Source organism: Micromonospora sp. NPDC050187 (assembly GCF_044459745.1).
Taxonomy (GTDB): domain Bacteria; phylum Actinomycetota; class Actinomycetes; order Mycobacteriales; family Micromonosporaceae; genus Micromonospora.
Map to the genome: position 1 here is coordinate 64,542 of NZ_JBITJH010000002.1, position 19,682 is coordinate 84,223.

Below are 19,682 nucleotides of genomic sequence, written 5' to 3' on the forward strand. Positions count from 1 at the left end.
GTCGACCAGCGGCTACGCACTGAACGCGCCGCCACTCGAGGACACCTCACCCCCCCCCGGCCGCCTTCGCCGGGCCGGCAGCAGTCACCACCCCATGACCTCGCGGTCCCCACGGAGGAAGCAGCCGCTGGGACCGTCGTCGGGCAGGGTCGCGGCCCACACGATGCCCTCGGCCGCCTCGTCGGGCGTCCGCTGGGCGGTGGGCTGCATGCGCGTGCGCACCCGGCCGGGGTTGACCGCGTTCACCAGCACCCCGGAGTCCTTGGCGGACCCGGCCAGCAGCACGGTGAGCGCGTTGAGCGCGACCTTGGACAGGGAGTACGCGGGCGCGGCACCGAAGATCCCGTGGGTGAAGGAGGCGGTGCCGCTGGAGATGTTCACGATCCGGCCCCACCGCCGCTCGATCATCCCGGGCAGGAACGCCTGCGAGACCCGCCAGGCGCCGAGGGTGTTCACCGCCAGGGTCTGTTCCACCAACTCCAACGGCACGGTCGCCGCGGCGTGCCCGGCGTCCACCAGCACACCGGCGCTGTTGACCAGGATGTCCACGGCACCGACCGCGTCGCGCGCGGCGTCCACCGACGCGGGGTCGGTGACGTCGAGGCCGACCCAGTCGGTCGTCGCGTCCGTCCGCTCGGCGAGGTCCTTGGCGATGGCCGCCGCGGCATCGCCGTCCCGGCCCGCCAGCACGACCCGGTGGCCCAGCTCGCCCAGCCGCGCCGCGACGGCGGCGCCCAGCCCGCCGGTGGCCCCGGTGACCAGGGCGGTACGCTGCCCGGTCATGCCGTCCCCCGCACCTTGGCCAGCAGGTCCACCTGCTCCGGGTCGGGGTTGCACGGAATGAGGATCAGCTCGTCGCAACCCGCCGCCGCATAGCGCGCGATGGTGTCGGCGACCTCGGACTCGGTCTTCAGCGCGCCCGCCGCGATCTTCCCGGCGAACTGCGGCCCGAGGTACGCGTAGTAGTCCTGCAGGAACCGGTTGACGTGCACCTCGGCGTCGTCGCCGAGCGCGTAGTAGTGGATGACCAGCTTCCGCGGCTCGGTGGTCACACCCTGCGCGGCCCAGGTCTCCCGGGCGAACTCCAGCAGGCGCTCCAGGCCGGCCGGCGAGGAGCCGCTCGCGACCCAGCCCCAGCCCCAGCGGCCCGCGCGACGCACCGCGTACTCGGAGTGGCCGCCGAAGGCCAGCCGTGGACCGCTCACCGGCGTCGGGCCGATCGGGTGGTCGAGCCCGTCGTGCTCGCCCGCCCAGATGGCGCGCATCCGCTTCACCATGGCGTCCAGCGCGCGACCGCGGCGGTCGTACGAGGTGCCGTTGACCTCGAAGTCGTCGGAGCGACCGCCCGCGGACATGCCCAACACCAGCCGCCCGCCGGAAAGCTTGTCGATGGAGGCGGCCTGCTTGGCCACCACCGCCACGTCGGCCCGGTACGGGGCGATCATGATGGTGGTCGCGAGCCTGATCCGCTTGGTGACCGCGGCCGCGGCGGCGAGCGCGACCAGCGGATCGTAGTTGCCGTACACGAGCCGGTCCAGCGCACCGAGGGTGGAGAAGCCGAGCTCGTCGGCCCTTCTGGCCCACTCCACGAGCTGGTCCCCGGTCGTCTCCGGAACCATCGACGGAAGCCCAACACCTACGTCCATATCCGCTCAGGTCCCCTTCTGTGGCTCGCGTACCCGTCCGGCAAGATGCAACACCGGGCGACTACAGCGCGGCTCGAAGATGCGTGAATGGACGCGGGTTCGAGCGGCCCACCACCGCGCCTGCCTAACGTCCCCGGACATGCGAGTGCTCATCACAAGCTGGGCGTGGCCCACGCACTACTACCCGCTGGTCCCGCTCGCCTGGGCCTTGCGCTCCGCCGGGCACGAGGTGCGGGTGGCGAGCCAGCCGGGGCTGGCCGACGTGGTCACCGGCTCCGGAATGCCGTTCGTCCCGGTCGGCCGCGACCTGGACATGGAGGCGGCCTTCCGCACCTTCGTCAATCCGCCCGCGGGTCACGGCGTCGTGGGCAAGCCCGCCCCGGACGGCCCCCGCAGGACCCCGCGCGCGATCGGGATGTTCGCCGAGCTGGCCGACGTGATGGCCGAGGACACCATCGCGCTGGCCCGCGACTGGCGGCCGGACCTGGTGATCGCCGACCCCACCGCGTTCGTCGGCGCGCTGGCCGCCAAGGCCGTGGACGCGCCGCTGGTGCGCTTCCCCTGGGGCGCGGACATCATGTCCGAGGTGGCCGCCATGCAGGGCGTGTCCGACGTGGAGGTTGAGGTGCTGGCGCCCATCGCCGAGCGCTTCGGTCTACGCGACATCCGGCCGCGGGAGGGCCTGACGCTGGATCACTGCCCGACGGGCATGCAGGTCGCCAACCCGGCGCCGCACCGCCAGGACATCCGCTACCTGCCCTACAACGACTACGGCGTCCTGCCGCCCGCCCTTCCCGCGCCCACGCGTCCGAGGGTCTGCGTCAGCTGGGGCACCACGATCGGCCGCCTCGACCCGGCCCGCTCCCTGATGGGCCGGGTCATCACCAGGATCGCCGCCACCGGCGTCGAAGTCCTCGCCGTCGTGGCCGCCCACCAGCGTGCCGACCTGCTGGCGTCGGTGCCCGAGGGCGTGATCGTCGCCGAGTCGGCGCCGATCCAGCACGTGCTGCCCGGCTGCTCCGCGGTGATCTCCCACGGCGGCGTGGGTACCATCCTCAACGGTTTGTCGCACGGCCTGCCGCAGCTCGTGGTGGCCCCGATGCTCCCGGACCACCGCTTCAACTCCCGCCAGTTGGCCGCCTCCGGCGCGGGTCGGGTGCTGACCGCCGAGGAGATCGCCGACGGCACCGTCGTCGCGGCGCTACAGGACGTGCTGGACACGCCCGGGTACCGCACCGCCGCCGAGAGGCTACGCGGCCAGATCGAGGAGAAGCCGCTGCCCGCCGAGGTCGTTCCGATACTGGAGAAGCACGCTTCGTGACTCCCCGGCCCCACCGGCGCCGACCAGCCGGACAAGCGCCTGCCACCGCAGCCGGCACCAACCGGCCCGGCACCGGCAGACCAGTCGGACCAGGCCCCGGGCTGCGGAGGAGTCCCCGGGGCCTGGTCCGATCGGCGGGGGTCAGATCCGAGCCGCCCGTGGCACCGCCGTTCAGGCGTCGATCTCCTTGCGCCCGTTGCCGTTGGTCAGGATGGCGACCCGGCGCGGCTTGGCCCGCTCGGCCACCGGGATCCGCAGGGTGAGGACCCCGTTGTCGTAGCCGGCCTCCAGCTTGTCGGTGTCGAGGGTGTCGCCGAGGAACAGCCGCCGGGTGAAGATCCCCATCGGGCGCTCGGCGGCCACGAGTTCGACCTTGTCGCCGACGGGGCGACGGCGCTCAGCCCGCACGGTGAGCACGTTGCGCTCCACCGTGCAGTCGATGCTGTCCGGGTCGACGCCCGGCAGGTCGAAGGCGGCGTAGAAGTAGTCGCCGTCGCGGTAGGCGTCGAGATGCATCACCGCCGGACGGGTGGTGGTGCCGAAGACCTGGTCGGCGAGCCGGTCGATCTCCCGGAACGGGTCGGTACGCATGAGCATGGTGTGCCTCCTCGGTTCTCCTGGCCGAAGGTTCCGAGTTGAGTCCGGGTGACTCAACTTCCCCTCTTTGATAGCGCGCCCCCGCGCGGTCGTCAAGTCGGACCGGCCACCACGCCGCCCGTCCGCCGTGGCCACCCACCGGGGCGTTGACCCTCCCCCTCGGTCAGACCCCAGGCTGGTCCGTGCCGGTCACCCGGACCGGCCCGAGGAGGATGGCGACGTGGGGCTGCTGACCATCGGGGCGTTCGCCCGGGCGGCACGGCTGACGCAGAAGGCGTTACGCCTGTACGACGAACTGGGCCTGCTGCCACCGGCGGCGGTGCACGCCGAGTCCGGCTACCGGCTCTACGATCCGGCGCAACTCGACCGGGCCCGGCTCATCGCCCGGTTACGGCGCATCGGCATGCCGCTGGCCGACATCCGCACCGTGTGCGGACTCGACGGCAGCGCGGCGGCCGAGGCCGTCACCGCGTACTGGCGGCAGGTCACCGCCGACACGGCCACCCGCGCCCGACTGGCTGCCCTCCTCGTCCAGGACCTCTCCGGAAGGGGCACCACCATGTCCGACCCGACGCCCACCATCGCCGTCCGCTGCGCCGCCGGATGCGACCCCGGCGCCGTACGGGACAGCAACGAGGACGCCGCGTACGCCGGTGACCGGCTGCTCGCCGTCGCCGACGGCATGCGCGGCCCCGGCGGCGCCGCGGCCAGCGCCGCCGCCATCGACGCCCTCAAACCGCTGGAGCTGACCGACGCGCCCGCCGCCGACCTGCTGACCCTGCTCGCCGGGGCGGTCGCCGACGCGCACCGCCTCGTCCGGGACGCGGGAACCGCCGACCACCAGCCGGTCACCACCCTGACCGCGCTGCTGCGCCACGGATCCCGGCTGGCCGTGGTGCACGTCGGCGACACCCGGGCGTACCTGCTGCGCGGCGGGGACCTGTTCCGCCTCACCCAGGACCACACCTGGGTGCAGACCCAGGTCGACCAGGGCCGGCTCGGCCCGGACGCGGCAGCGACGCACCCCCGGCGGGCACTGCTGGTCCGCGCCCTCGGCGCCGGACACGACGTCGAGGCGGACCTGGCCCTGCGTACCGCCCTGCCCGGCGACCGCTACCTGCTCTGCTCCGACGGCCTGTCCGCCGTGGTGGACCAGGCGGCCCTGCACGCCGCGCTGCAGGACCCCGACACCCCGGAGCGGACCGTGCGACGGTTGATCGACCTCGCCCATACCCGTGGCGCACCGGACAACATCGCCTGCGTCGTCGCCGACGTCGTCGCGACCTGAACCGCGTCGGCCCCGTGCTCAGGACAGCGGAAAGTCGGCCAGCTCACGGACCGCCGTGTCCAGCGTCGCGTCGACCCCGTGCGCGACCATCGCCTGGAAGGCGGGGTCGCCCGCTGCCGCGTTGCGCCGGATGCCGTCCGCCGACGCGGTCACGCGTTCCCGGACGACCGCCAGGAAGCGGTCGAGCGGCCCGTCCCAGCCGTACGCGTCGAGGAAGAGCCGCAGCCGGGCCGGCCGGTCCGCGAACGCGGTGAAACCCTCCGCCGTCGCCACGTGCCGGGCGTGCAGCGGCACCCAGGCGAACGCGGTGAACGCCAGGTCCCACTCGACGGTGACGGGCCCCGCGAAGTCCCAGTCGAAGAACCCGACCAGCCGTCCACCGGACCACGCCGCGTTGTACGGCGCGGCGTCGTTGTGCCCGACGACCAACCCCGGACGCCACCGGCCACCCTCCCGCCAGACGGCGTCCGGCGGCGGAACGAAGTCGGCGACCGCCGCGTGGAAGTCCCGCAGCCAACCGGCGACCTGACGCAGCGCATCCTGCCCGTGTACCCAGGACGGCCACGGCCGGCGGTCCCCCACCACCTCGCCGGGAAGGTACGTCAGCACCTCCCGGCCCTGCTCGTCGACGCCGATCGCCCGTGGGGCCCCGGTGAAGCCGACCGCCTCCAGGTGGCGGAGCAGGGCGTGCACCGCCGGTGTCCATGGCCCCGGGGCGCGACGTACCGTGTCACCGATCCGCACCGCTCCACCGGCGTTCCCGCCGGGCAGACGCTGTTCCACGATCAGGGCTCCCTCCTGCGGACCCACCGGCTCCGTACGGCCGGCGGTTGATAGGGACACCGCCGCCCGTCGGGACCGACGCGGGCGGTCGGTGCCGGACCGTAGCGTGGACGCATGCTCTCCCGCGTCAACGGCCTGTCCCGTCACTTCACTCCGGACAGTCTGCGCGAGTACCTCCTCGCCCGCTCCGTCCGGGCCGACACCGGCTGCCTCGTCGTCCGCGGCTACGGCACCCGGCGTGGCGTTCACCAGAAGGTCGCCGGCCGGGCCTGGGCGCACATCGCCGCGTACGCCGTGTTCGTCGGCGACTACGACCCGGCCCTCGAGGTCGACCACACCTGTGGTGTCGCGGACTGCATCGAGCCCACCCACCTGCGTCAGGTCACCCACGCGGAGAACTGCCGGGACCGGGTCCGCCCACCGCGGTGCCGCAACGGGCACGAGCGGGAGGTCGACCCGGCCACCGGCACGTACCGCCGGGTGTGCCGCGAGTGCAACCGGGAAGCCCAACGCCGCTGGCGGCAACGGCAGGCCGACGAGGTCGCCCAGGCCCGCGTCGCGCACGGACGCGGATAGTGGCGCCCGGGCGGGCGGAGCCGGCCGCGCCGTAGGGGCGCCGACGAGGATCCTGTCACCAGCCGCGAACGAGCAGATCAGCGCAGACCACAAAAGATCAGCCAGAGTCAATCTGCATTGACTTCCGCGGCACCCGCACTTCCCATTTACTCGATTTTATTCCGCCAACACTTGCGAGGAAGTATGCACCCTTGCCAATATGAGGTGTTTGTCGCTCCGGCACTGATTCGACCGAGGAGGAAAATCTTGAAGTACGTCAAGCTGGGCTCGACCGGCCTAGACGTTTCGCGGATTTGCCTGGGTGCCCTGAGTTTCGGCGCACCGGGTCAGGGCGTTCACCGCTGGACCCTGGACCTCGACCAGTCACGGCCGGTGCTGCTGCACGCTCTGGAGTCCGGAGTGAGCTTTCTGGACACCGCCAACGTCTACTCCGCTGGGAGCAGCGAGCAGATCGTCGGCAGATACTCCGCGAATACGGCCACCGCGAAGAGATCGTGCTGGCGACCAAGGTCAACGGGCGGACGCGCCCCGGACCCAACGGCGTAGGACTGTCCCGCAAGGCGATCATGGCCGAGATCGACAACAGTCTGCGCAGGCTCGGCACCGACTACGTCGACCTTTATCAGATCCACCGGTGGGACCCGGCAACGCCGATCGAGGTCACCATGCAGGCGCTGCACGACGTGGTGAAGGCGGGCAAGGCACTGCACATCGGCGCGTCATCGATGTGGGCCTGGCAGTTCGCCAAAGCCCAGCACGTCGCCGAGCGAAACGGCTGGACCCCTTTCACCACCATGCAGAACCACTACAACCTGATCTACCGCGAAGAAGAGCGGGAAATGCTGCCCCTCTGCGCCGACCAGGGTGTCGGCGTCATCCCCTGGAGCCCGCTGGCCAGGGGACGACTCGCCAGGGAATGGGACAGCGTCAGCGCCCGCAGCGAAACGGACGAGTTCGGCAGACCCTCTACCACGACACCGATCGCGAGATCGTCGGCCGGCTCGGACAACTAGCCGCCAAACGGGGACTGCCGATGGCACAGCTCGCGCTCGCGTGGCTGCTCGCCAAGCCAGCGGTCACCTCCCCCATCGTCGGCGTCACCAAGATGCGCCATCTCCATGACGCCATCGCCGCGCTGGACGTGGAGCTCGACGACGAAGAGATCAACTATCTCGAAGAGCCATACCAGCCGCACAACGTCGTCGGACACCCCATCACCGAGCTGCCGGGACAGCACTGAGGTGATCTCCACAAGGTCCGGCGGCCGGGTGGGTATGCCACCGCGCCGAGCATCGGATGGTGGGCATCCGCCGCCGGACCAGGGCGCCGACGTGCTCCGACCGGCCGCTGGCGGGCCCTACACCACAACCGAGCCAGCCCACGGCCGGTCTGCCTCATCTCCGCGCGCGTGTCGGCTCAGCACGGCCGCATGACCGGCTCACCCAGGGCGTCGGGAAACCGGGCCAGCAGGCCGGCAAGCTCGTCGGCCAGTTCCCGGGCATGTCCGCCGCTGAGCTGATCTCCGCGATAGGCCACCAGTCCGATCAGACGGCCGTCGCGTTGCGCCATGGTCACCGTCAGGCCGAACTTGGCGTTCTCGCTGCGCAGCGAGTCGTTCAACACCAGCGTCAGCCGCGTCCCACCCAGCACAGCGGCGTGGCCGTCCAGCAGGTTCATGTTCAGCGTGACGTTCACGTAGGGGGTGTGTCCGAACCGCCGGACCGGATTCAACCGGGTGATCACGTCATCGAACTGGACGGCCTGGTGCTCCAGCGCGCCCAGCGCCTCGCCGCGCATCCGCAGCAGTGCGTCCAGCACAGCTGGATCGGGGCTCGTCACGCGCGATCTGCCGATTCGACCAGGGCATCGTGGACGCCTCCATCGCACAGCGGTTCTGCGCTCACGTGGCTCATCTGGCCGGGCAGCTGGCGGACGGCCCAGCGGACCGGCCACTGTCCGGGCTGGAACTGTCGCCGCGCGCCGAACAGGCCACGCTCCTCCGGGCGGGCGGAGCGGGTGACGCTCCGCACGTGCGCGGGCGGATCGATCGCGCCTTCGAGGACGTGGTCGCCAAGCAGCCGGAAGCCGTGGCGTTGCTGGCCGGCGGTGAGCGGCTGACCTACCGACAACTGGACGGCCGGGCGGACGCGGTGGCAGCGGGCCTGCGTGCCCTGGACATCGCACCGGGCAGCCGGATCGGTGTCTGCCTGGAACGGGACGCCGATCTGGTGGTCACCCTGCTCGGCGTGCTCAAGGCGGGCTGTGCGTACGTGCCGATGGATCCGCGCTATCCGGCGCAGCGCCTGCGCTTCACCGCGCAGGACGCGGGGATGCCCGTCATCATCACGTCCGCACCGGAGTTCCCCCCGGTTCCCGGGACCCGGCTGCTGACCCCCTCCGCGCTGACGGAACTCGGAGCGGACCAGGCGATGGCCGGTGCACGACCATCCGACGGAGATGACGACCCCGCCTACGTGATCTACACGTCCGGTTCCACCGGCACGCCCAAGGGCGTGGTCGTGCCACATCGCAACGTGCTGGCACTGTTGTGGGCCACCGCCGAGGACTTCGCCCTTGGTCGGGACGACACCTGGACGCTGTTCCATTCCAGCGCCTTCGATTTCTCCGTATGGGAGATCTGGGGCTGCCTGCTCACCGGCGGCCGCCTCGTCGTCGTGCCCTACTGGACCACCCGCGACACCGAGGAGTTCTACGCCCTGCTGGCCGAGCAACGCGTCACGGTGCTGAACCAGACGCCGTCAGCGTTCGCGCCACTCGTCCACCACGACCACCGCGTCCGAGGGGACCTGGCCCTTCGATTGATCATCTTTGGTGGCGAACCACTCGACGTGCGCATGCTGGCCCCCTGGTTCGCCCGGCACCCGGCCACCGACTGCCGGGTGGTCAACATGTTCGGCATCACCGAGACCACCGTGCACGTGACCGCCCAGACGGTGACCCCCCGGGAGGTCGTGGCGGGCTCACGATCGGTCGGCCGTCCGCTGCCGGGTTGGTGGGTGTCCATCCGGGACGAACGGGGGCGGGTCCTTCCGCCCGGTCCCGCGGGTGAGATCTACGTGGGCGGCGCGGGGGTGGCCAGCCATTACCTCGGCCAGCAGGAGCTGACCGCGCAGCGGTTCGTCCTCGACGAGCTGACCGGGGAACGGATCTATCGCAGCGGCGACAAGGGGAGACTGCACCCCGACGGCCGCCTTGACCACCTTGGTCGACTCGACAACCAGGTCAAGGTGCGCGGGCATCGCATCGAACTGGACGAGATCCGCACGGTGCTGCTGGGTGCACCCCAGGTCACCGCCGCAGCCGTCGTGGTCAACCGGGACCAGCCGGACGATCCGGCGACCAGCCGAATCGACGCCTACGTCGTCCTCGACGCAGCCGCGGACCCCGCACAGGTGCTCGCACATGCCAAGGCGACACTTCCCGACTACATGACACCCACGACGATCACCGAGGTCACCGAGATTCCGCTGACGATCAACGGAAAGCCGGACGTCTCCAGGCTGCCCGACCCACGTACCGGGCCGGCCGGCGCACCCGACGTCCAGGAGCCCACCTCCAACGGCGTCGCCGATGACATCCTGAGCATCTGGAGCAAGCTGCTGAACACCCGGGTGGGCCTGCAGGACAACTTCTTCACCCTGGGCGGAAACTCGTTGCTGGTCGTCCGGGTTCTCGCCGAGATGCGGGCACGAAACCTGCCCAAGGTGTCACTGAGGCAGTTCTACGGTCATTCGACCGCGGCGCAGTTCGTCGAGTTCGTCCGGCGGCTCAGCGAAGCCGACCGGTGACGTCGGGGGCCGGACCCAATCATCCCGTCACCGGGATTGGTCAGCCGATCCGGGCAACGCGGGCCGCGGCCACGGCCACCAGCAGTCCCAGACCGATGCAGGCTGCGCAGACGAGGAACATCACCTGGTATCCGGCAGCCTGGGCGACCAGCCCGAGGGAGCCACTGCCGGCGGCCAGGCCCACGGTGAAGCAGGCCCCGAACGTCGACAGCGCCGTGGCCCGCTGCCGTTCACTGACCGAGCGCACCACGAACAGCCCCAGCACGGGGTAGATCTGCCACATGCCCACACCGATGAGCACACCGCCGACCACACCCACAGCCAGGCCGTCCGACACCCCGAGGAGCGCGACCCCCAGAGCCTCGACGAGGAACAGGCCGGCGAGCGCCACCGGTCGCGTGGCTTCCCACCGGATCCAGGTGCCCGCTATCCGTAACAGCACCACGGTCAGGGAATACGCGGTGACCACGGCTGCTCCCCCGGCGATACCCAGGGCGTCGAACTTCGCGACCGCGAAGCTGGAGACGGCAGCGAAGCCGAAAGCGGTGAAGATCAGCGCGATGCTGGGCAGCACGGTGCCGAGCAGTGCCCGGCCCTGCTCGATGCCGGTCCGCTCCGTCGTACGCGAGAAGCGCACCTCGGGTATGCACAGGGCGATGGGGATGACCAGCAGGGCGACCAGCCCGGAGATCACGAACGTGGTGGCCGGGCCCACCACTTGTTCGATCATCGTGCCCAGTGGAGCGCCCAGGCCGATGGCCACGTAGTTGACGGTGCCGCCCAGTCCCAACGCCCAGCTCTGCCGATCCTTGGCGACCAGCTGCACCGGCCATATCCCGGTCGCGGTCAGCATCACGCCCATGCCGACGCCCACCAGCAGGCGCAGGCCGATGAGCTGGGCGATCGAACCAGCTAGCGGATAGCAGACGGTGGCGAGCGCGGTCAGCACCGTACCGCCGATGGCCAGGGCCCGGGCGCCGAGGCGGTTCATCAGCATGCCCGACACCGGGCGGAACAGCAGCGCGGCCAGGGCGTAACCGCCGACGACCGCGCCGACGTCCGCCGGACCCCCTTGCAGCTGGCCCGTGACGTAGCCGGGCAGGATCGGGATGGTCAGAGCGAACGGCAGATAGCCGATCCCACCCGCCAGCGAGATCAACAGCGCGTACCGTACCGATCGCTTGTCGGCGGTCGCGACCTCAGGCTCCAACTCGGTCCGCACAGATCCACTCCCTCAGATGTCCGCACAGATTCACTCCCGCATGTCCGGGAATGAACCTAGGCGGGAGAACGCGCGCAGAGATTGTGATCCCCCTAACCCCACAATCATCGGACTCGATCGAGTTCTCCAGATCGCGGGGCCGCCGGACAACCGGTCGGAAGGCCAGCGCACGATTCCATCCGACTCGCCGAACTCCGCCCGGTCAAGGAGTCGCGCCCAGCCCCTGACGGCCTGACGACGCTCCGACCGGACTCCATTCGATCGCCCCCGCGAAGCCTTTGCCTGTCGGCCCGTCGCATCACCCTGGTCGACAGACCACCACGTACGACGATCCGGGGCGGCGTCTCGTCCCTGCGGGATGGCGGATCGACCCCTGCTACACCACGGCAAAGCTTTACGCACCTTAACTGACATTATGGTGCGTGGTCGATACGCACCTTTTGCCCCGGGCAATTATTGGATTATCATTACCGGTAATGCTGCAATCCGATCCTGTTCGTTCAGGGGACGCCGAGGCCGCTTCCCGCACGCGGGCCGGTTTGCGGGTGCTCAGGACGATCACTCGTAGGCGTCGGGGGTGACGCCCGCGCCGTGTTCGTCGGCTTGCGCAAGCGCGGATGTCAACCAGGGCGTGACCATCGGCGCGAACACGATCATCGGCTCGGGCAGCGTGGTCACACGCGCGATCCCGGCAAACGTGGTCGCCGTCGGGTCGCCGGCTCGGGTGGTGCGCGAGATCACCGACGCCGACAGGACGGGCTACCAGCCTTGACGCACGCCCAGAACGCCAGCGTCGCCGGACACGTCTTCCTCCGGTCAGACGACCGGCGCTGAAGGAACGAGGGCCGCTACTACCGCATGCGGACAGTGGTGGCCCGTGGCAGTCGTGATCATGACGGCGTCACGGGACTGGCCGGGCACGACACCGCCCGCGCCGGAACCACCCACAGAATGTCACCGGCCGGACCCTGGCTGGACGCGGCTGGCCGGTCGCCACGAGGGACCGGTCCCGGCCCTGGATACCGAACACCTCCAGCCGACACACGGTCAGCGTTCTGCCGGCCTTCAGCACCGTGCCGACAGCTCCGATCTGGTCCCCTACGGCCGGGGCGAGCAGATTGATCTTGTACTCCACGGTGAGGACGTCGGTGTCAGCGGGGAACAGCGTCAGCCGTGCTGCTGGGTCACCTCCGGCCGGGCCGGCAGCACGATGTGCACCCGTCCCGGCGCGACGTACGCCAAGCGCGCACCGAGATGACGCATCAGCCCCTGGCGCTCGAAGCTCGCCCGGACCCGCTGCTGCACCTACGGGCTTGCCGACTCCGCATGCTGATCTTCAACAGCTCCCCTTTCCCGGCCGACGGTTCAGAGCCTCGTGGTCGTCACCTGTCCTCCTCCCCTACCGGCCCTCGATCTCCATGCGCGGCCAGTCGGCAAGGTCGCGTAGCAGTTGCCGGTCGTGGGTGGCCACCACCACGGCGGCGCTCGTCGCGCGTATCGCGCCGGTCAGCTCGTCGACCAGAGCCGACGACAGGTGGTTGGTGGGCTCGTCGAGCAGGATCAGTCCCGGCCGTCCGGCCAGCGCCAACGCCAGGTCGAGGCGCCGCTGCTGCCCCTGGGACAGCCGCCCGACCGGCGTGCGTGACGCCTCGGAATCCAGCAGGCCGAGCGACCCGAGCGGGACAACGTCGGTGTCACGCAGCGCCCCGCACGCCACCAGCTGCCCCACATGGCGTGCGTACACCTCGCGGGCGGTGCGGCCGGAATCCTGCTCGCTCGTCTCCTGACTGATCAGGGCGACCCGGGCGTCCGTCGCCGTCCAGACGCGTCCGTCCGTGGGTGGGAGCGCACCGGCCAGCACCGCGAGCAGCGTCGACTTGCCGGCACCGTTCGCTCCGGTGACGAGCAGCCGGTCACCGCCGTCGAGGGTGAGGTCGACCGGACCGGCCAGCCGCCCGTCGACGGCGACACCGTGGGCGCGTACCTGTGGCGTACCCGGCCGGACGCGCAGGTCGGGCCAGCGCAACGTCGGCGGCGGTTCCGGTACGTCGATCCGGTGCGCCGCCAGGGCCTCCTGCTGGCGGTGCAGCGCCTGCACGACGCCCGGCGCGCGGGACTGGCGCTGGTGCTTACCGGTCCCTTTGTCCGGCCGCCAGCCGGTGGAGAGCCGGTCCCGGGCCCGGGACACCGCGTCCCGCAGCCGCCGCTGCTCGGTCTGCTGCTCCTCGTACTCCTGCTGCCAGCGTTCACGCTCGCGGCGCCGGGCGTCCTGCCAGGCGTCGTAGCCGCCGGCATGGAGACGCGGTCTACCGTCACGGGTCGGGTCGAGATCCAGGAACCGGTCGGTGACGTCACGCAGCAGTGCCCGGTCGTGGCTGACGACGGCGAGGCCACCGTCGTGCTCGCACAACCTGCGGGTCAGGAAGTCCAGCCCGCCGGCGTCGAGGTGGTTGGTCGGCTCGTCGAGCAGCAGCACGTCGTGCCGCGCGCCGAGCAGGCACGCCAGCCGTACCCGGTAGCGCTGCCCGACCGACAGCGTCGCCAACGGGCGGTCCCGGTCCGGGCAGGCGCCGAGGGCCTTCAGGGCGACATCGACACGACGCTCGGCGTCCCATGCGTCGAGCCGGATGGCGGCGTCCAGCGCGGCGGCGTAGCGGTCGTCGGCAGTGGGACCGCCGGCGGTCACCGCGGTGACCGCCTCGTCGAGCGCGGCGAGGGCCGCGAGCGACGCGGCCAGCGCGTCGGAGGTCAGGGTGCCGACGGTCTGACCGTCGCGGACGGTCAGTTCCTGGCGGGCCAGACCGATCGTGCCGGCGCGGTGCACAATGCCCTCGTCGGGCGAGGCGAGGCCGGCGAGAACGTGCAGCAACGTCGTCTTGCCCCGGCCGTTCTCGCCGACGACGGCGACCCGTGACCGGGCGGAGACGGTGACCGAGACGTCGTTCAGGACACGCCGGGAGCCGCGGACGACGGTGACGCCGACGGCGCGCAGGTGGGCGCTACCACCCGCGTCGAGGGGCAGGGATTCGGGATTCGGGATGAGGTTCAACGGTGCTCCGCAGCTCGCAGGGGAGCCGGGCAGCGTCAGGCGGCCGCCCGGCGGGAACCGGGACGGCGAGCGCGTTCGACAGAGAGGAGGCGCCGCCGTCAGCGGGCGGTGCGGACCTTCTGCGACCAGATACCTCGTGCCACGACGGCGACGTTAGCAGCGCCAACGCGTCACGGCACGGTCATTTCCCGTCCGGCTGCGGGTGGCCGGTGGACCGCCGGCCGCGGCGAGGTGGCCGGGGCCGGGCACCGGCCAGTGCGGTCACGTCCGCCGCGGTGCCCGGTGCAGCATGTCGACGACGGCGTCCGCCGCGACTCGCAGGTCGTAGGAAGGGTCGGTGAGGGACTCCGCGACCACGGCGTCGATCGCGCCACCGAGCATGATCGCCGTGGTACGGGCGTCCAGGTCGGCCCGGTACATCCCGGCTGCCGTGGCGGCCGACACCAGGTCCGCCAGGGGGACGCCTGCGTTCGGGCGAGCCGGGCCGGTCGGTGACGCCGGTGGCGTGGTCGTCGTCGAGCGCCTCGACGATCACCCGGACGTGGTCGGGGTGATCGTCCAGGTATCCGACGAGTCCACGCACGTCTCCACCCGGCCTGCCGGCGTCTCTGCCTCGGCGATCAGCGCGCCGACGTGCTCGGTCAGCCCGGAGACGACCGTGTCGTAGGCGGCGCGGATCACCGCCTGTTTGGTGGCGATGTGGTAGATGACCGCCGCCTTGGTGATGCCGGCCGCCTCGGCGATGCGTTGCAGTGAACAGCCCGTGTACCCGTGTGCGGCGATCAGCTGGGTGGTCACCTCGACCAGTTGGGCGCGACGGGCCTGCTCGGTGAAGGTGGGTGGCCGCGTCGCGCCCCGGCGACCGGTGTGGTACGAGGTGGGTCAGTCCAACATCCGCAAGGCTCAGACGCTGGCGGGTTCTTGCCTGCCTGCCTCTACAAGATCCGGACGGTTCATACGGAACGGGCCCGCCTCTACTGTGGATTCAACCGGGCCGATGACCAGACCGCAGCGTCGCGTCCCGTGGCTCGTCCCCAACTCGCCCCGACGGCGCCACACCCGACGTCCGAGCCTCGGGGCAATTCAGGGGGAACTACGCGCTCAACCGTGGGAGGCGCCGAACCACGTGGGTAGCTGGTCGAGCAGATCCTGCTGGTCGTCGCCGACCCACACCACGTGACCGTCCGGCCGCAGCAGCACGGCGGGCACGTCCGGTTCGTCGCTGTCGTCGACGACGTGGTCGACCCGATCCGCCCAGCCCGCCGCCGAGAGCCGGCCGGTGTGGTCGAGCAGCAGTCCACGGCCGCCGCGCATCAGTTCGTAGAGGCGTCCCCGTCCCAGCCGGACGTCCCGCATCCGCCGACCGAGCAGCTCGTGGCCCTCACCGACGTCGTAGCGGATCCCGATCGCGGTGATCTTCTTGACCAGGTACCGGTTCACGTCCTCGAAGTCCATCAGTTCCGACACCAGCCGGCGCACTGCCTGGGCGCCCGGCTCGGTGGACATCAGCGCCATCTGCGCGCGGGTGTTGACCAGCACGTCGGCGGCCACCGGGTGCCGTTCGGTGTGGTAGCTGTCCAGCAGCCCCTCCGGTGCCCAGCCGTTGACCTCGGCGGCCAGTTTCCAGCCGAGGTTGAACGCGTCCTGGATACCGAGGTTGAGGCCCTGCCCCCCGGTCGGCGGGTGGACGTGCGCCGCGTCGCCGGCCAGCAGTACCCGGCCGACCCGGTAACGCTCGGCCAGTCGGGTGGCATCGCCGAAGCGGGACAGCCAGCGCGGTGAGTGCACACCGAAGTCGGTGCCGGCGAACAACCGCAGCTGCTGCTTGAACTCCTCGAGGGTCGGCGGGACCGAGCGGTCCTCGGCCACCCCCTGGGCGGGTACGACGACGCGGTTCACCCCGTTCCCGAGGGGCCCGACGCCGAACCGCAGGTGGGTCTTGCGGACTTCCGCGACGACGGCGGCAACGGTTGCCGGATCCTCGGTCACCTCCATCTCGCCGAGCAGCGTGTCGACCGTGCTGGGCTCGCCGGGGAAGCCGACACCGAGCAGCTTGCGTACCGTGCTGCGGCCGCCGTCGCAGCCGACGAGGTAACGCGAGCGCAAGTGTGTGCCGTCGGCCAGCTCGGCGGTCACCCCGTCGTCGTCCTGGCTCAGCCCCACCAGCGCGCAGCCGCGCCGGATCTCGACGCCGACGTCGACGGCGTGCTCGGTCAGCAGGCGATCGGTGGTGGGCTGCGGGATGCCGAGGACGTACGGGTGCGCGGTGTCCAGCCGGTCGGGTGAGGACTTGGCGATGCCGGCGAAGAAGCCACCGACCGGGTGCTGCCGGCCGTGCGCGAGGAACCGCTCCAGCAGACCGCGCTGGTCCAGCACCTCGATGCTGCGCACGTGCAGACCGAGCGCGCGGACCACCTTGGTCGGCTCCGCCTCCTTCTCCAGCACGAGCACGTGCACGCCGTGCAGCCGTAACTCGCTCGCCAGCATCAAGCCGGTCGGTCCGCCGCCGGCGACGATCACGTCGATCATGAAATCCCCCATTGCTCCGGCCAGCTGCCGTACGCGGTACGTCAACGCGCACGTACGTCGTGAATCCGTGACTTCTCGTCAGCGTTGGCCTCGGCCGAGGATTCTGCGGCACGACCCGGGTCTTGCCGCAAGACCCCCGATGCGCTATATGTTAAGAGTGGCAGGGAGTGGGGGATTTCCACGCACTTTGTCGCCTGAGGCGAATGGGTGAGTTCTCTTTTCGAGACCTGGGTGTCCCCGGCCTCAGTGCGGGAGTCGGCGGTCGGTCGACAGGACGATCGCCGCGACAGGGCACCGGTCGACGGCCTCGCGAACCGAGTCCCGCGCATCGGCGGGCGGCTCGGGTCGCAGGACGATCGCCTTTCCGTCGTCCTGACGCTGGTCGAACACCTCGCCGGCCGTCAACACACACATTCCGGAGCCGACGCAGCGCCCGGCGTCCACGGTGATCCTCATTGGTCACGCATCCCAGGTGACCGGGAGGCTCTTCACCCCGTAGATGTCCGCGGTCTCCGGGCGCAGGGCAACCCCTTCCGGCGGTACGGCCAGGCGCAGCGTGGGGAAGCGGTTGACCAGCGCGGGAAACGCGACCGTCATCTCGACGCGCGCCAGCTGCTGACCCAGGCACTGGTGAATGCCGTGGCCGAAGGCGAGATGCCCGCCGTTCTGCCTGCGCAGGTCGAGCACGTGGGGATCGGCGAAGCGCTCGGCGTCGCGGTTGGCGGTGTGGTAGGACAGGATCACCGGCGCGCCGGCCCTGATGGTCTGGCCGCCCACCTCGACGTCCTCGAGCGCCGTCCGCATGAACGTCTTGGCGACACTGAGGTAGCGCAGCAGTTCCTCCACGGCCCGGTCGGCGAGCGTGGGATCGGCGCGCAGCGCGGCCAGCTGCTCCGGGTTGCGCAGCAGCGCGAAGGTGCCGAGGGCCAGCATGTTCGCGGTGGTGTCGAGCCCGGCCGCCAGCAGGATCAGGGCGATTCCCGTCAGCTCCTCGTCGGTCAGGTCGCTGTCGGTGAGGTCGCTGAGCACGTCGTCGGTGGGGTTGGCGCGTTTGGCGGCCACCAGCTCCGCGAGGTAGTCCTGGGTCGCCGTGTAGGCCGCTATCAGGTCCTCGTCGCTCGTCTCCCCGTTCATGAACGAGTCGACCTGCTCCTGGAAGGCCCCCCGGTCCTGGTACGGCACCCCCAGCAGCTCACAGATCATGATGGCGGGGATGGGTTTGGCGAACGCGGTCACCAGGTCCGTCGGCGGCCCGGCCTTCTCCATGGCGTCCAGGTGGTCGACGGTGATCTGCTCGACGCGTTCGGTGAGCAGTCGCATCCGCCGTACGGTGAACTTGCCCATCAGCGGTTTTCGATAGCGGCTGTGTTGGGGCTCGTCCATGAGGAGGAACTCGCCGGGCGGCGCCGGGGGGACCTCGATGTCTCCGTAGTCGATGGTCGGGTGGCGCATGAGCTCCTTGCGTGAGCTGAACCGCGAGTCGGCCAGGACCGATCTGACCAGGTCGTATCCCGTGATCAGCCAGCCGGGTCTTCCGCCGGGGAAGGTGTATCGGCTGATGGGGCCGTGCCGGCGGGCCTCGACCAGCTCTGCCGGCGGGTCGAAGGGGCAGCCGGGTTGACGCGCCGTCGGCATCGTCGTTACGGCGTACAGGGATTTACCCATGGCCATTCCTCATCTCACGGAACCACGTTTGACGGTACTTGAACGCTACGTTGCATTCAGAAAGAGCGTCAATCAGCAATGAGTATCAGCCCAGGTGAACGGCGGAAAATTGATGCAATGACGCTGTGCTCTAATGCAATGCGGCGTTGCACTGAATGGCAACGAAGGCAATGCTGGCGGCATGCCAGGAGGACGGTTGACCCAGCAGGACCGCCAGTTCATCGCGGCCGGACTCGCCGGCGGGCTCTCCTACGCCGAGATCGCGAGGCGACTCGACCGGCCGACCTCGACGATCAGTCGGGAGGTCGGACGCAACGGTGGCCCCGGCGGCTACCAGCCCCAGCAGGCGCATCGGTTGACGGCCCAGCGGGCGCGGCGTGGCACACCGGCGCCCCCGTGCGCGGCCGGACCTCCGGGTGACACGACGGGAGAGGAGATCATCGAGCTGGCGGTCCGGACGGGGCTGCCGAGGATGACCGCGCGCGTGCACGTCGACCTGTTGCTGTCCGAGGACGGCAGACGCACCGCAGCCGAACTGACCCGCAGGCTGCGGGTCAGCCCGGCCTCCGTCTCCGTGGCCGTGAACTACCTGGTCCAGCATGGGTATGTCCGGCGCGAGCGCGATCCGCAGCGGCGTCGTGACGTCTACGTGATCGACGACGAGGCCTGGTACCACTCCGTCGTGCTCGGCGCACGGCAGACACTCGAGGCGGCGCGGGCCGCGATGGCCGCGGCGGGGACGGCCGGGCCCGGCAGCCCTGTGGGGCAGCGGCTGGCCAGGGCGGGGGCATTCCTGGAGCGGGTCAGCCTGGACGGGGTGGAGTCGGCCGACCGTTGGCGCGCGCTCCTGGCGTGATGGGGTCTTCGGACGAGGCTCTGCACCTGGTCCCGCTCACGACCGGCTGGCCCTTCGGATGCGGCCGTACTCGGCGAGGGCGTGGAAGGCGGCCTTCGGTTCCCACGGCAGTCCCGGGTGCGTCGTACCGGTCCGGTCAGGGCCGAGAACCGTGACGACACCGAAGCTCGCCGTACGGCTCCGGTTGGGAGGTCTGCGCGCGCAACTTGATCCCGGAAGTCCACGTCGGCGAGGAAGGAGGCGACTCCGGCGCGGACGGCGGGGACCACGGCACGCAGCCGAGCGGGGTCCCGGAGCACGGCGAGCCGCGCGGCCAGGTTGTCACCGGGCAGGAAACCGTG

19 protein-coding genes and 2 pseudogenes are annotated in these 19,682 nt (G+C 70.7%); 7 read left to right on the forward strand and 14 right to left on the reverse strand.

Annotated elements, in window-relative coordinates:
- Positions 1-84 precede the first annotated feature (84 nt).
- Entirely contained in the window at positions 85-783 is a 699-nt protein-coding gene (locus tag ACIBJE_RS03535; protein ID WP_396742368.1) for an SDR family NAD(P)-dependent oxidoreductase, read from the reverse strand.
- Complete coding sequence (locus ACIBJE_RS03540; protein WP_396742370.1) at positions 780-1,619, reverse strand: LLM class flavin-dependent oxidoreductase; 840 nt, start codon at positions 1,617-1,619, stop codon at positions 780-782. The genes ACIBJE_RS03535 and ACIBJE_RS03540 overlap by 4 nt, the downstream gene beginning before the upstream one ends.
- 166 nt (positions 1,620-1,785) lie before the next feature.
- Between ACIBJE_RS03540 and ACIBJE_RS03545 the strand changes: the two genes are divergently transcribed.
- Positions 1,786-2,967: a nucleotide disphospho-sugar-binding domain-containing protein gene (locus ACIBJE_RS03545; protein WP_396742372.1), complete on the forward strand. Its 1,182-nt coding sequence runs from the start codon at positions 1,786-1,788 to the stop codon at positions 2,965-2,967.
- Between the two features lie 171 nt (positions 2,968-3,138).
- Here the strand turns inward: ACIBJE_RS03545 and ACIBJE_RS03550 are convergent, their stop codons facing one another.
- On the reverse strand, positions 3,139-3,564 hold the full coding sequence (locus ACIBJE_RS03550; protein ID WP_396742373.1) for an Hsp20/alpha crystallin family protein: 426 nt from the start codon (positions 3,562-3,564) through the stop codon (positions 3,139-3,141).
- Between the two features lie 220 nt (positions 3,565-3,784).
- Between ACIBJE_RS03550 and ACIBJE_RS03555 the strand changes: the two genes are divergently transcribed.
- On the forward strand, positions 3,785-4,852 hold the full coding sequence (locus ACIBJE_RS03555) for a MerR family transcriptional regulator (protein ID WP_396742374.1): 1,068 nt from the start codon (positions 3,785-3,787) through the stop codon (positions 4,850-4,852).
- A gap of 18 nt (positions 4,853-4,870) precedes the next feature.
- Here the strand turns inward: ACIBJE_RS03555 and ACIBJE_RS03560 are convergent, their stop codons facing one another.
- Complete coding sequence (locus tag ACIBJE_RS03560; RefSeq protein WP_396742376.1) at positions 4,871-5,635, reverse strand: phosphotransferase; 765 nt, start codon at positions 5,633-5,635, stop codon at positions 4,871-4,873.
- Between the two features lie 114 nt (positions 5,636-5,749).
- Here ACIBJE_RS03560 and ACIBJE_RS03565 point away from each other — a divergent pair, with 114 nt between their 5' ends.
- Positions 5,750-6,211 carry an HNH endonuclease gene (locus ACIBJE_RS03565; RefSeq protein WP_396742378.1) on the forward strand — a complete coding sequence of 154 codons (462 nt, stop codon included), beginning with the start codon at positions 5,750-5,752 and terminating at the stop codon, positions 6,209-6,211.
- Positions 6,212-6,394: 183 nt separating this feature from the next.
- Positions 6,395-7,451, forward strand: a pseudogene (locus ACIBJE_RS03570) (aldo/keto reductase).
- 176 nt (positions 7,452-7,627) lie between these two features.
- Here the strand turns inward: ACIBJE_RS03570 and ACIBJE_RS03575 are convergent.
- A complete protein-coding gene (locus ACIBJE_RS03575; protein WP_396742380.1) occupies positions 7,628-8,029 on the reverse strand; it encodes a hypothetical protein in 402 nt (133 codons plus the stop codon).
- Positions 8,030-8,079: 50 nt separating this feature from the next.
- Between ACIBJE_RS03575 and ACIBJE_RS03580 the strand changes: the two genes are divergently transcribed.
- Positions 8,080-10,020, forward strand: a complete 1,941-nt coding sequence (locus ACIBJE_RS03580) for an amino acid adenylation domain-containing protein (RefSeq protein WP_396742382.1) — start codon at positions 8,080-8,082, stop codon at positions 10,018-10,020.
- Between the two features lie 40 nt (positions 10,021-10,060).
- On the opposite strand, the gene ACIBJE_RS03585 is transcribed toward ACIBJE_RS03580, so the two are convergent.
- Positions 10,061-11,242: an MFS transporter gene (locus tag ACIBJE_RS03585; RefSeq protein ID WP_396742384.1), complete on the reverse strand. Its 1,182-nt coding sequence runs from the start codon at positions 11,240-11,242 to the stop codon at positions 10,061-10,063.
- A gap of 619 nt (positions 11,243-11,861) precedes the next feature.
- Between ACIBJE_RS03585 and ACIBJE_RS03590 the strand changes: the two are divergent.
- Positions 11,862-12,014 (forward strand): annotated as a pseudogene (locus ACIBJE_RS03590) (sugar O-acetyltransferase); the annotation flags it as partial.
- A gap of 129 nt (positions 12,015-12,143) precedes the next feature.
- On the opposite strand, the gene ACIBJE_RS03595 reads toward ACIBJE_RS03590, so the two are convergent.
- From ACIBJE_RS03595 to ACIBJE_RS03630, 8 genes are all read right to left on the reverse strand, one after another.
- Entirely contained in the window at positions 12,144-12,377 is a 234-nt protein-coding gene (locus ACIBJE_RS03595; RefSeq protein WP_396742386.1) for a hypothetical protein, read from the reverse strand.
- 32 nt (positions 12,378-12,409) lie between these two features.
- On the reverse strand, positions 12,410-12,547 hold the full coding sequence (locus ACIBJE_RS03600; RefSeq protein WP_396742388.1) for a hypothetical protein: 138 nt from the start codon (positions 12,545-12,547) through the stop codon (positions 12,410-12,412).
- 94 nt (positions 12,548-12,641) lie between these two features.
- The gene (locus ACIBJE_RS03605) at positions 12,642-14,291 is read right to left on the reverse strand and encodes an ATP-binding cassette domain-containing protein (protein ID WP_396742390.1); all 1,650 of its coding nucleotides are present in this window, start codon (positions 14,289-14,291) and stop codon (positions 12,642-12,644) included.
- Positions 14,292-14,552: 261 nt separating this feature from the next.
- Positions 14,553-14,735 carry a hypothetical protein gene (locus ACIBJE_RS03610; protein WP_396742392.1) on the reverse strand — a complete coding sequence of 61 codons (183 nt, stop codon included), beginning with the start codon at positions 14,733-14,735 and terminating at the stop codon, positions 14,553-14,555.
- Positions 14,736-14,822: 87 nt separating this feature from the next.
- Complete coding sequence (locus ACIBJE_RS03615; RefSeq protein ID WP_396742394.1) at positions 14,823-15,089, reverse strand: TetR/AcrR family transcriptional regulator; 267 nt, start codon at positions 15,087-15,089, stop codon at positions 14,823-14,825.
- Positions 15,090-15,392: 303 nt separating this feature from the next.
- Positions 15,393-16,820 (reverse strand): rifampin monooxygenase, encoded by a 1,428-nt coding sequence (gene rox / locus ACIBJE_RS03620; RefSeq protein ID WP_396742396.1) that lies wholly within the window; start codon positions 16,818-16,820, stop codon positions 15,393-15,395.
- Between the two features lie 243 nt (positions 16,821-17,063).
- Positions 17,064-17,276 carry a ferredoxin gene (locus ACIBJE_RS03625; protein WP_396742398.1) on the reverse strand — a complete coding sequence of 71 codons (213 nt, stop codon included), beginning with the start codon at positions 17,274-17,276 and terminating at the stop codon, positions 17,064-17,066.
- A gap of 3 nt (positions 17,277-17,279) precedes the next feature.
- Positions 17,280-18,485, reverse strand: a complete 1,206-nt coding sequence (locus tag ACIBJE_RS03630) for a cytochrome P450 (protein ID WP_396742400.1) — start codon at positions 18,483-18,485, stop codon at positions 17,280-17,282.
- A gap of 196 nt (positions 18,486-18,681) precedes the next feature.
- Here ACIBJE_RS03630 and ACIBJE_RS03635 point away from each other — a divergent pair, with 196 nt between their 5' ends.
- A complete protein-coding gene (locus ACIBJE_RS03635; protein ID WP_396742402.1) occupies positions 18,682-19,341 on the forward strand; it encodes a MarR family transcriptional regulator in 660 nt (219 codons plus the stop codon).
- The last annotated feature ends 341 nt before the right edge of the window (positions 19,342-19,682 follow it).